The organism is Micromonospora sp. (assembly GCF_048594385.1).
Classification (GTDB): domain Bacteria; phylum Actinomycetota; class Actinomycetes; order Mycobacteriales; family Micromonosporaceae; genus Micromonospora; species Micromonospora wenchangensis.
The window spans coordinates 1-11,944 of sequence record NZ_JBMDWU010000616.1 but is presented as its reverse complement, the minus strand read 5'-3'; the positions used below and the strand labels follow the sequence as shown (position 1 = coordinate 11,944).

Here is an 11,944-nt window from a genome sequence, read left to right as displayed (position 1 = left end):
GTCCGTAGCCGTAGCCGTGGTCGCGTAGCCGGTCGTAGAGGCCGTCGAGGTCGACGGGTTCGGCGCCGGGGGGCGGCCACTCGGTGAGGTCGGCGGCGGCCGGGTCGGCTCCGGCCTGCCGGACCAGGACCCCTTCGGCGTGCCGGGTCCAGTCGGTGTCGTCGGCCGCGTCGTCGGCCCGGGTCCAGATCCCGAGGGTACGCGCGCCGCTGTCGTCGGCGGCGTCGACGGTGACCCGCAGGGCCAGGCCACCGTCGGCGGGCAGCACCAGCGGCGCGTTGATGGTCAGCTCGTCGAGGACCGGGGAGCCGACCTGGTCACCGGCGCGCAGGGCGAGTTCGACCAGCCCGGTGCCGGGGACGAGGACGGTGTCGAACACGGCGTGGTCGGCGAGCCACGGCTGGGTGCTGCGGGAGAGCCGGCCGGTGAGCACCATGCCACCGGTGTCGGGCAGGTCGACGACCGCGCCGAGCATCGGGTGGTCGGCGGGGAGCTGGCCGAGGCCGGTGGTGTCACCGCTGCCGGGCGGCACGTCGAGCCAGTACCGCTGGTGCTGGAAGGCGTAGGTGGGCAGGTCGACCTGCCGGCCGCCCGGGTTCACCGCCGCCCAGTCCAGGGCGGTCCCGCTGGCCCACGCCTGGGCCATGCCGACCGCGTACGCCTGCACCTGGCCGTCGTCGGGCGTGTTCTCGTCCTGCCCGCGCCTGCGGCGCTGGAGCGCGATGGCGGTGGCGTCGTCGACGCAGTCCGCGACCATCGCGGTGAGCACACTGTCCGGCCCGATCTCCACGAACCGGGTCACCCCACGGGCCGCCAGAGCGGCCACCGCGTCGGCGAACCGCACCGTGCCGCGCACCTGCCCCTGCCAGTAACCGACGCTACCCAACTCGGCATCGGTGGCGAGATCACCGGTCGCGGTCGACACCAGCGCAATGCCCGCCGGGTTCGCAGTCGCGCTCTCCACGACCTGCCCGTACACGGTGAGCATCGGATCCATCAGGTGCGAATGGAAAGCATGCGACACCCGCAACCGACGCGTCTTCACCTCCAAGGAGGCTTCCAGCGCGGCGATCTGCTCCTCGGTCCCCGATACCACCACCGCACGGGGACCGTTCACCGCCGCCACGTCGATGTCACCCAGGTCCAGCTCATCCAGCGGCGCGGCGATCGCCAGCATCGCCCCACCCGCCGGGAGGGCCTGCATCAGACCACCCCGGGCGGCGACGACCCGACAGGCGTCCTCCAACGACCACACACCGGCCACGTGCGCGGCAGCAAGCTCACCGATCGAGTGCCCGGCGACGAAGTCAGGCTTCAAACCCCACGACTTCGCCAGCCGGAACAGGGCCACCTCGACCGCGAACAGAGCCGGCTGCGTCCACCCCGTCTGATCCAGGACACCATCCGGGTCGGTGAACATCACCTCCCGCAGATCACCACCCAACAACGGCCCGAACGCCGCACACACCTCATCGAGGGCCTGCGCGAACACCGGGAACGCTTCGGCCAGCTCACGACCCATCCCGACCCGCTGCGCACCCTGACCCGTGAACAACACCGCCGTACGACCACCGGTCACCCGACCCGACACACCGGTGCCGGCGGACAGGGCGTCGAGACCGGCGGACAGCTCGGCGGCCCCACGGCCCACCGCCACCCCCCGGAACTCCAACCCGGCCCGACCCGCGCCCAGCGAGAACCCGACGTCCACCGGACGCTCGTCGGTGAGGAAACCGCGCAGCCGGGCGGCCTGCCCGGCCAGGGCCGCCGCCGACCGGCCGGACAGCGGCCAGAGCAGCACCGGCGGCTCGGCGGCCGGCGTCGGTGCGGCGGTGTCGTCCGGGTCGGCGGCCTCGGCCGTCGGGGCCTGTTCCAGCACCACGTGGGCGTTGGTGCCGCTGAGCCCGAACGACGACACGGCAGCCCGCCGGGGCCGCCCGGTGGCCGGCCAGTCGACGGCGTCGGTGAGCAGCCGGACGTCGCCCGCCGTCCAGTCGACGTGCGGGGTGGGCCGGTCGACGTGCAGGGTGCGGGGCAGCACACCGTGCCGCATCGCCAACACCATCTTGATCACCCCGGCGACACCGGCGGCGGCCTGGGTGTGCCCCAGGTTCGACTTCACCGAGCCGAGCCAGAGCGGCTGTTCCCGGTCCCGCCCGTACGTGGCGAGCAGTGCCTGCGCCTCGATCGGGTCGCCGAGCCGGGTGCCGGTGCCGTGCGCCTCGACGGCGTCGACCTGGTCGGCGGTGAGCCGGGCGTTGGCGAGGGCGTCGGCGATGACCCGCCGCTGCGAGGGGCCGTTGGGGGCGGTGAGGCCGCTGCTCGCGCCGTCCTGGTTGACCGCGGTGCCCCGGACGACGGCCAGCACCCGGTGCCCGTGCCGCTGGGCGTCGGAGAGCCGCTCGACCAGCAGCATCCCGACACCCTCGGCCCAGCCGGTGCCGTCGGCGGCGGCGGCGAACGGCTTGCACCGGCCGTCGGCGGCCAGCCCCCGCTGGCGGCTGAAGTCGACGAACGTCTCCGGGGTGGCCATCACGGTCACCCCACCGGCCAGCGCCAGGGTGCACTCCTCGCGGCGCAGCGACTGGATGGCCAGGTGCAGCGCGACCAGCGACGACGAGCAGGCGGTGTCGACGGTGAGGGCCGGGCCCTCCAGGCCCAGCACGTAGGCGACCCGGCCGGAGAGGATGCTGCCGGTGTTGCCGTTGCCGATGAAGCCCTCCAGCTCGGCGGGCACCTGCGGCAGCCGGCTGGAGTAGTCGTGGTACATCAGCCCGGCGAACACCCCGGTGCGGCTGCCGCGTACCGAGGTCGGGTCGATGCCGGCCGATTCGAACGCCTCCCAGGACGCCTCCAGCAGCAGCCGCTGCTGTGGGTCCATGGCGATCGCCTCACGCGGGGAAATGCCGAAGAATTCGGGGTCGAATAGCGCGGCGTCGGAAAGGAAACCGCCGCTCCTCGCGTACGTCTTACCGGGCTTGGAATCGTCGGGGTCGTAGATGTCCTCGACGTTCCAGCCCCGGTCGTCGGGAAAGTCGCCGACCGCGTCGGTCCCGTCGGCCAGCAGTTGCCACAGCGCGGCCGGACCGTCCACACCGCCCGGGAAGCGGCAGCTCATACCCACGATCGCGATCGGGTCGTACTCGCGGCGCTCGGCCTGACGCAACTGCCGACGGGCCTCACGCAGATCGGTGGTGGCCCGCTTCAGGTACCCGAGAAGCTTCTCCTCGTTCTCCATCTACGTCTCCCGCCACTAGCCCCAGCCGGGCAGACCCGGGCCAATATCGGCACACGGGTCGGCGCGGCGGCAATTGTCGAAACAGAGAGCTTCTTCAGGCATTCTTGGTTGTTCGCGATGACCCTACGGCCGCCCGGCGCAGCACTAACCCCCTACCGCCCCCAGAGCGCCCCCTAGCCCTCGACGCCGCTACCTCGACCGTGGCAGCCACTCTCCGGGTCACCCCGGCGGCGGCTGGGGTGTCCCGAAACCGTTCCGACTGCCCGCCAGCACGCCGGGCACGGGGGGCGAGGGCTCAACCTCGTGCTCTTGCCCAGGACAGGAAGCGCTCGGTCATCCGGGTCGGCGGATGATCCGGATGGAGTCGAGTGAGCTGGTTCGTTGCCTCGATCATCAGGGCGCCGAGGTACACGAGCAGGCCCGTGCGGTTGTCCCGGTACTCCAGCAGCAGGGATAGCTTGGCCGGCTGGCAGGGCCAAGCGCTGCCGCAACTACGGCACCGCCACGCCGGGCGCATGGCAACGTGCGGGACAGGGGGCCGTACCACCACGACATCGACCTCCTTCTCGACTGGAGAGGGCCGCTCCACCCAGGATGCGGAGCGGCCCCGGCAGGACCCGCTACCGCCTTCCGGCCACCAGCGAGCCCGCCATGAATGACAGTCTGTTGAGCAGGCCACTACTGTCGGAAGGCGAAGCGCCCGGTCGTGTCGCAGCCTCGAAGCCGTTCGCTCGTGCGGCGATACCGAGTGATTCTCGCGTGAGGATTGTGGAGGGATCGTGGAGGAACCGACCGCCGGTCTGATCCGGGCCCAGCTGCGCCGGATGCGCCTCGCCGCCGGACTCAACCAGGAGGAGTTCGGCAAGCAGGTGCACTATTCGGCGTCGATGGTGTCCAGCGTGGAAATGGGCACCCGCCCATTCGACAGGCAGTTCCTCTCCCGGGCTGACGAGGTGCTCCACTCCGGCGGCCTCTTGGTCTCCCTGCTTCGGATAATGGAGAAGGAGGGCCAGCCCAGCTGGTTCCGGCCGTGGCTCGAAGCCGAACGCACCGCCCGGCAGCTTCGTTGCTTCCACCCTGGCCTCGTTCCCGCGTTGCTCCAGACGGAGAACTACGCCCGCGCGGTGATCCGCTGCGATGACCTGCTCACCGACGACGAGGTGGAGAGGAAGGTGGCAGCCCGGATGGACCGCCAGGCAGTTCTCCACCAGCCGGACCCACCCCAGCTCATCGCTGTCATCGACGAGGCCATACTGCACCGCACCGACGAGGGCTACCGGGGCCTGATGACCCGCCAGATCGACCACCTGGTGGCCATGACCGAACGCCCCCGGATCAGCGTGCACGTCATTCCGCGCCTGACCGGCTTCCATGTGGGCATGTCCGGGCCGTTCGCACTGGCCAGGGGCCTGGACGGCAGCTGGGTGGGCACCCTGGAGAGCCAACTCGCCGGTACGACGATCGACAGCGAGGGTGACCTGGCTAGCCTCTTGGCGAGGTGGGAGTCGGTCCGCAACGACGCCCTGCCCCGCCACCAGTCGATGGAACTCCTGAAGGAGGCAGTGACGTCATGGACCTGAGCAACGCCCAGTGGCGCAAGGCAAGCCGCAGCGGAAACACCGACTGCGTCGAGGTAGCCGCCAACATGCCCGGTCTGGTTGCCGTCCGCGACAGCAAGGACCTCGCAGGGCCGGTCCTGACCTTCGACCCGCAGAACTGGAAGTCTTTCGTGGAACACGCCGCACGGCACTGACCCGGGACGCGGCGGATGGCCCCCAGCGTGCGCTGGGGGCCATCCGTCATCTCAGGCCGTGCCCGCTATCGCGGTAGACGACTTCACGCGGCAGGTACCCGCCGCAGTGGGCCGTCCGCGGTAGCCGCCAGTCAGAAGCGGGACCACTTCTGGCTGGCGACGCCGAGGCAGTCCCACAGGTGCAGCTTGCCGCCGTTGTTGGGGTTCTGGTCGCGCACGTCGACGCACCTGTTGGCGCTGAGGTTGACCAGGTCCCCGGCGCCGTTGAGGGTGAACCGTTGGGCCGGGTTGCCGTTGCAGGTGACCAGGTTGACCTCGGTGCCGTTGGCGGTGCCGGCCCAGGCCGGGTCCATGCACTTGCCCATCGCGCGGACGGTGCCGTCGGCGGCGAAGGTCCAGGCCTGCGCGGCGGTGGTGTTGCAGTCCCAGATCTGGAGTTTCGCGCCGTCGACCGGGTTGGCGCTCGGGATGTCGATGCACCTGCCGCTCTGCGAGCCGCGCAGCCGGGTGGTGCCGGGCTGCGGGTTGCCGCCGCCGGGAACGTAGCTGGAGACCCGGACGTAGTCCACGAGCATCTGCTGGGGGAACTGGGTGGAGCCGTCGGGGTAGCCGGGCCAGTTCCCGCCCACCGCCACGTTGAGGATCATGAAGAAGGGGTGGTCGTAGACCCAGCGGTTGCCGCCGAGCCGGGACGGGTCGACGCGGTGGTACTCGACGCCGTCGAGGTACCAGACGATCAGGTTCGGCTCCCAGTCCACCCGGTAGGTGTGGAAGGTGTCGGCGAGGGGCTGGCCGATGGTGCGGCTGCCGGTGATGCCACCCCCGCCTGAGTAGCCGGGGCCGTGCACGGTGCCGTAGACGGTGTTCGGTTCCCGGCCGATGTTCTCCATGATGTCGATCTCACCGGCGGCGGGCCAGCCGGCGCTGCCCATGTCGTTGCCGAGCATCCAGAACGCCGGCCAGATGCCCTGACCCCGGGGGATCTTGATCCGGGCCTCGAACCGACCGTACGCCTGGGTGAAGGTGGCGGCGGTGAGCAGCCGCGCCGAGGTGTACTCGCACCGGCCGTAGTGGCACTGGTAGTTGGCCGGGTTCTCCCGGCGGGCGGTGATGACCAGGTTGCCCTGTCCGTCGTGGACGGCGTTGCTGGTGCTGTTGGTGTAGTACTGCCGTTCGTTGTTGCCCCAGCCACCACCGCCGATGTCGAAGCGCCACCGGTTCTGGTCGACGGGGGTGCCGGCGGCGGCGTTGAACTCGTCCTGCCAGGTGATGCCGCCGATGGCGGCCGAGGCGGGCTCGGCCTGGGCGGGCAGGACGAGGGCGGCGGCGAGGGTGACGAGGGCGACCGCCGCGCGGGCGAGGGATCGGGGCCGGGGGACGGCTCGGGCTCCTGGCACGGGAGGCTCCTTGGGGCGACATCGAGGGCGGGGAGCACGCCGGGGAGAGCGCTCTCCTCGAAGGATGTCGATACCAGGTCCTTCTGTCAAGAAGGTTGCCAGTTAGCTCGCCCTGCTCAGGGTCCCGCCGACCGGGCAGTGAGAGGAAAGTTACGCTGTGTGATCAGGGCCATTGCGCGCCAGCCAGCTCGGAGGTCTCCTGCGGGGCGCCCGACCGGGACCGGCCGGAGGCGGGGCGGGCGGGACGCGGTGCGGACCGCCCGCCTGCGCCCGGACCGATCAGCGGTGCAGCCCGCGCCAGGAAGGATTGCTGCCGCGCCAGGCGTCGGCCAGGATGACCGCTGCCGCCCGGCTCGGGCACTGCTGCACGCGGGAGCGACCCGACGCCCCGCCGATCTGCGCCTGGACCTCCCAGGCTTCCCCGTCGGTACGGATGTAGACGTCCCGCCGCCCGCGTGGGCTCGGGTCACCGTTCCACCAGTGCTCCTCGACCATCATTCACCGACCGTATAGCAACTCGGCCGTGGAACGTGAGTCACGAATTCGTCGAGGCCCGCCGCCGACCCCGCCCGGTCACCCCTGCCGGGGCGTGAGCAGGTAGTCGTCGGCGTCCGCGCTCCAGGCCAACGTGACCTCACCAGCAGTGGCGGCGGCCTTACCGAACTGCAGGAAACTGCGGTATCCGAGCTTCTTCTCGCTGAATTCGGGGCGGGCCCGGCGGAGCTGGTTCTTGAGTCCGGAGAGCGCCACCGGGCCACCGGCCGCGGCCAGCTCCGCCACCACCGTACGCAGCAGCGCGAAGGCCACCTCCTGGTCGCCGTGCTCGGGCAGGGACACCTCCGGGTCGCCCTTGGCCGGCCCCTCGGCCAACTCGACGACGTTGTGCCCGGCGAGGTGGCGCAGCAGCTCACCGAAGGTGCGGAACCCGTAGTCGGACTCGCTGAACGTGGGGTCCTTGCGCAGCAGGGTGCGCTTGAGCCGGGAGGCGGTCACCTCCCCCTCCGAGCTGCCCTGGAGGCCGGCGACGGTCTGGGCGACCAGCACCGCGAGCGCCTCGGCGTCGCGTACCGGCTCCTCGGCGGCGGGCGTGGATTCCGGCTGCTCCGGCTGCTCCGGTGCCGGCTCCACCGCCGTCGGCTCCGGCTGCTGCGGTTCGGCCGGGCGGGACGCGCGACCCCGCCGGCCCCGTACGGGCGGCAGGTCGACGCCCTCCAGCCGGTCGTAGTAGAGGAACTCGTCGCAGGCGGGCGGGAGCAGCGCCGAGGTCGACTTCTCCACCCCGACCCCGATCACCCGTTTGTTGAGTTCACGCAGCTTGTGCACCAGCGGGGTGAAGTCGCTGTCCCCGGTGCAGATGACGAAGGTGGAGATGTAGCCGCGCTCGAAGGCCAACTCCACCGCGTCGACGGCCATCTTGATGTCGGCGGCGTTCTTGCGGGACGCCCCCATCCGCTGCGGGATCTCGATCAGCTCGACGTGCGAGCGGGTGAGCATCCGGCGGTCCTCGTCGAAGTACGACCAGTCCGCGTACGCCCGGCGGACCACCACCCGTCCCCGCTCGGCGAGGGCGTCGGCGATCGGACGGAAGTCGAACGCCCGCCCACCATGGTGTTCCCGGGCACCCAGGGCAAGGTTCTCGTAGTCGAGAAAGAGCGCGATTCGATCCTCGTGATCCACCGCAACACCCTAATCCCGCACCCCTGCCCCACCGCCCCGCCACGTCGCACACACTCCGCCGAAGCCCGGTGATCAAGAGGAAAAGGTCAGCCGCCGGGCAACTTCCTGACGCATTTCTCTTGATCACCGGGGGCCAGGGCCGGTGGGGCGGGCGTGGGGCCGGGCGGGAGGGGTGGGTCAGCGGGGTGGGGTGGCGGCGGGTGGGGTGGCCATCTTGTGGTTCTGGCCCGGGATGGTGAAGTGGTGGAAGCTGACCGTGGCGCTGACCTCCAACGCCTGCACCCAGTGCCACCAACCCACCGGCACGAACAGCAGCTGACCCGGCTCCAGCACGACGTCGAGCACCGTCGCCTCGGCGTAGCGCGGGTGCCGGGTGAGGTCCGGGTTCGCCGCGTCGACCGCGCTGAACGTGCCGCCGCGCGGATAGACCAGGTGCCGCTCGTACGACGGGACCAGCCGGACGTGCTTGCGGCCGAGCACCTGACCGAGCAGCACCGAGCTGTTGTCCACGTGCAGCGGGGTCACCGTGCCGGCCGGTCCGAGCAGCAGGTGACCGAGCCCGGACGGGTCCACGATCCCCTTCGGGGCACGGATGTCCGCGACGAGCGGACGCAGCGCGCCTGACCAGTTCTCGTTGCGCGGCACCATGTAGTAGTCGTTGGTGTGCCGGCCCGAGGCCAGCAGCGCCAGGTACTCGCGGAACGGCATGCTGGTGCGGTGCCGGTCGTACTGCCAGGCGTGGTCGGGGTTGGCCTCCCGGCCGGTCATCACCTCGACCACGGCGTCACCGCAGGCCGCCGCGAGGCCGGGAAGCGTCCAGCCGAGGGCGGGCCAGTCGGCCATCAGGCCGTCCAGCACGACCGGCCGGTTGCCGAAGTAGTAGCGGGAGAAGAACTCCCCGGGGTCGAGGTCCGCGCGCCGTTCCAGCGTCCGCCCGCCGTCGCTGTCGCGCAGCGTCCGGTACGTGTCGAGCACCGACTCCAGCCAGTCGTAGCGCAGCGCGAGCCGCCGGCACACCGCGAAGTACGGGTGGTCGGTCAGTTCCCGCAGCTCGGCGTCGACGGCCTGCGGGTCGGCGGACCCGGCGACGGCAACCGCCCGCGCCTGCGCCACCGACGCGCCCATGGCCAGGTTCTCGACCAGCCACTCCCGCCAGGCGGGGTCGAGCCGGGGCGGGACGACGGTGGTCATGCCCCGGCCGTCGGCACGAGGGTGAGCCGGGGCGGGCGGACCGCCTCCTGGCAGGTCGGGTACGAGTTCTTCACGTGCTCGGGGAAGTGCTCGGCGGCCGGCGGCGGGGTGAGCCGCAGCTCCCGGGTGTACTCCTGGCAGTTGACGTAGGAGTTCTTCACGTGGGCCGGGATGTGGTCCGGGGGCGGGGTGAGCCGCGCCTCGCGGGCGTACTGGTCGCAGTTGACGTAGGAGCCCTTGACGTGGGCGGGGAAGTGGTCCGGCAGCTCGGTCATGGGGCCAGTCAACGGGCCCCGGCGTCCCGGCCACCAGGGGTCGGTGTCCCGGCCGCCCGGGACGTTCCCGCAGGTCATGGGTAGACTGCCCGCCGGAAACGATCATCGGAAGGGCCATGACGAAGAGCTACGAGGTGCCGCTGCTGGTGCTGACCGCGGCGACCGGCGCGGTCGACGGCGTCAGCTATCTCGCCCTGGACCGGGTCTTCACCGGCAACATGACGGGCAACGTGCTCTTCATCGGGTTCGGGCTGGCCGGGGTGTCCGGCCTGCCGGTGCTCAACAACCTGGTGGCGTTGCTGACGTTCATGCTCGGCGCGGTGCTCGCCGCGCGGCTGACCCGGGGCGCGCCGGGCCCGGCGGCGTTGCCCGCCGCCGGGCTGGCCATCCTGGTCGGCGGCAGTGTGCTCTCGCTCGCGCTGGCCGGGTTCTGGCTCGTCACCGGCCCACCGGCGCACGGGGTGATGCTGGTCGTCACCGGTCTGCTCGCCCTGGTGCTCGGCGCGCAGGCCGCGGCGGTCAAGCACATCGGCATCCGGGACCTCTCCACGGTGGTGGTGACCATGACCATGGTGAACCTCTCCGCCGACAGCCGGGCCGCCGGCGGTCCGGGCACGGCCTGGCTCCGCCGGTTCGGGGCGATCACCACGATGGGCCTGGGCGCGTTCGTCTCCGCCGTGCTGACGTTGCGGGTGAACGGGGCGGTGGCGCTGGTCGTGGCCGGCGCGCTGTTGACTCTCGGCACGGCGCTGGTCGCGGTGGTCCGCCGCCGGGAGGTCGCCGCGGCGGCGTCGACGCACGGCTGACCCCGGCGACCTGCGGCGGGTGCCGCAGACCCTCCGGCGCGGGCGGGGAAGACCAAAAACTTTTGTGGGGTTCCTACAACGGTCACCGCTCAGGGTTCGGTGTTTACGACATGGCGCTACCGGCCGGCACGCGGAAGGGTGATCGCTGTCGGGGGTCGATGCCTTGCGGCGCGTACTCGTGGATCTACCGGAGGAGTCGGTCGGGTGTTCAGCCGTGTCGCCATCGTCAACCGGGGTGAGGCCGCGATGCGCCTCATTCACGCGGTCCGAGAGCTGGCCGCGCAGACCGACACTCCCATCGAGACGGTGGCCCTCTATACCGATGTCGACCGCACCGCGACCTTCGTCCGCGAGGCCGACATCGCCTACGACCTGGGGCCGGCGTCCGCCCGGCCGTACCTCGACCTGAAGAAGCTCGAACAGGCCCTGGTCGAGACCGGGGCCGACGCGGTGTGGGTCGGGTGGGGCTTCGTCGCCGAGGACCCGGCCTTCGCGGAGCTGTGCGAGAAGATCGGCATCACCTTCGTCGGGCCGAGCCCGGACGCGATGCGCAAGCTCGGTGACAAGATCGGCGCGAAGCTGATCGCCGAGGAGGTCGGCGTGCCGGTCGCGCCGTGGAGCCGGGGCGCGGTGGAGACCCTGGAGGCCGCGATCGCCGCCGCCGCCGAGATCGGCTACCCGCTGATGCTCAAGGCGACCGCAGGTGGTGGCGGGCGGGGCATCCGCGTGGTCACCAGCGACGCCGAGCTGGCCGACGCCTACCAGCGCACCAGCCAGGAGGCGGCCCGCGCCTTCGGCAGCGGGATCGTGTTCCTGGAGCGCCTGGTCACCGGCGCCCGGCACGTCGAGGTGCAGGTGATCGCGGACGGTCAGGGCACCGCCTGGGCGCTCGGCGTACGGGACTGCTCGGTGCAGCGGCGCAACCAGAAGGTCATCGAGGAGTCGGCCTCGCCGGTCCTCGGCCCGGAGCAGACGGCCGAACTCAAGTCCTCGGCCGAGCGGCTGGCCGTCGCGGTCGGCTACCGGGGTGCCGCGACCGTCGAGTTCCTCTACCACCCGGGTGACCGGCTGTTCGCTTTCCTGGAGGTCAACACCCGCCTCCAGGTGGAGCACCCGATCACCGAGCTGACCACCGGGTTCGACCTGGTCAAGGCGCAGTTGCACGTCGCGGCGGGCGGCCGGCTCGACGGGGTGCCGCCGGTGGAGCGCGGGCACGCCATCGAGGCCCGGCTCAACGCCGAGGACCCGGACCGCGACTTCGCGCCGTCCCCGGGCCGGATCGTGCGGCTGGCGCTGCCGAGCGGGCCGGGCAGCCGGGTGGACACCGGCGTCAGCGAGGGCGACGTCATCCCGGCCGAGAAGGGGCACGCGGTCGAGGCGCGGCTCAACGCGGAGGACCCGGACCGCGACTTCGCGCCGTCCCCGGGGCGGATCGTGCGGCTGGCGCTGCCCAGCGGCCCGGGCATCCGGGTGGACACCGGCGTCAGCGAAGGCGACACCATCCCCGCCGACTTCGACTCGATGATCGCGAAGATCATCGCCTTCGGTCGCGACCGCGACGAGGCGCTCGGTAGGTTGCGCCGGGCGATGGCGAACACCACGGTGAT

10 protein-coding genes are annotated in these 11,944 nt (G+C 71.6%); 4 read left to right on the top strand and 6 right to left on the bottom strand.

What is annotated here, in order from left to right; translation table 11 throughout:
• The coding region (locus ACOJTC_RS32315; RefSeq protein ID WP_420119726.1) for a type I polyketide synthase at positions 1-3,238 on the bottom strand (3,238 nt) is incomplete at its 3' end.
• A gap of 776 nt (positions 3,239-4,014) precedes the next feature.
• Here ACOJTC_RS32315 and ACOJTC_RS32310 point away from each other — a divergent pair.
• Together ACOJTC_RS32310 and ACOJTC_RS32305 are read left to right on the top strand one after the other, a co-directional pair.
• Entirely contained in the window at positions 4,015-4,818 is an 804-nt protein-coding gene (locus ACOJTC_RS32310) for a helix-turn-helix domain-containing protein (RefSeq protein ID WP_420119727.1), read from the top strand.
• Complete coding sequence (locus ACOJTC_RS32305; protein ID WP_204957222.1) at positions 4,809-4,991, top strand: DUF397 domain-containing protein; 183 nt, start codon at positions 4,809-4,811, stop codon at positions 4,989-4,991. Before ACOJTC_RS32310 ends, ACOJTC_RS32305 begins: the two co-directional genes overlap by 10 nt.
• A 131-nt stretch (positions 4,992-5,122) precedes the next feature.
• Here the strand turns inward: ACOJTC_RS32305 and ACOJTC_RS32300 are convergent, their stop codons facing one another.
• The 5 genes from ACOJTC_RS32300 to ACOJTC_RS32280 form a co-directional block, all read right to left on the bottom strand.
• Positions 5,123-6,388, bottom strand: a complete 1,266-nt coding sequence (locus tag ACOJTC_RS32300) for a family 16 glycosylhydrolase (protein ID WP_204928174.1) — start codon at positions 6,386-6,388, stop codon at positions 5,123-5,125.
• Between the two features lie 279 nt (positions 6,389-6,667).
• Complete coding sequence (locus tag ACOJTC_RS32295; RefSeq protein ID WP_088642133.1) at positions 6,668-6,886, bottom strand: hypothetical protein; 219 nt, start codon at positions 6,884-6,886, stop codon at positions 6,668-6,670.
• A 75-nt stretch (positions 6,887-6,961) separates the two neighbouring features.
• Positions 6,962-8,065 (bottom strand): NYN domain-containing protein, encoded by a 1,104-nt coding sequence (locus ACOJTC_RS32290; RefSeq protein ID WP_420119725.1) that lies wholly within the window; start codon positions 8,063-8,065, stop codon positions 6,962-6,964.
• A 177-nt stretch (positions 8,066-8,242) separates the two neighbouring features.
• Positions 8,243-9,256: a cupin-like domain-containing protein gene (locus tag ACOJTC_RS32285; protein WP_420119724.1), complete on the bottom strand. Its 1,014-nt coding sequence runs from the start codon at positions 9,254-9,256 to the stop codon at positions 8,243-8,245.
• A complete protein-coding gene (locus tag ACOJTC_RS32280) occupies positions 9,253-9,531 on the bottom strand; it encodes a hypothetical protein (RefSeq protein ID WP_420119723.1) in 279 nt (92 codons plus the stop codon). The genes ACOJTC_RS32285 and ACOJTC_RS32280 overlap by 4 nt, the downstream gene beginning before the upstream one ends.
• Positions 9,532-9,647: 116 nt before the next feature.
• Between ACOJTC_RS32280 and ACOJTC_RS32275 the strand changes: the two genes are divergently transcribed.
• The gene (locus ACOJTC_RS32275) at positions 9,648-10,337 is read left to right on the top strand and encodes a YoaK family protein (RefSeq protein WP_204928177.1); all 690 of its coding nucleotides are present in this window, start codon (positions 9,648-9,650) and stop codon (positions 10,335-10,337) included.
• Positions 10,338-10,541: 204 nt separating this feature from the next.
• The coding region (locus tag ACOJTC_RS32270) for an acetyl-CoA carboxylase biotin carboxylase subunit (RefSeq protein WP_420119722.1) at positions 10,542-11,944 on the top strand (1,403 nt) is incomplete at its 3' end.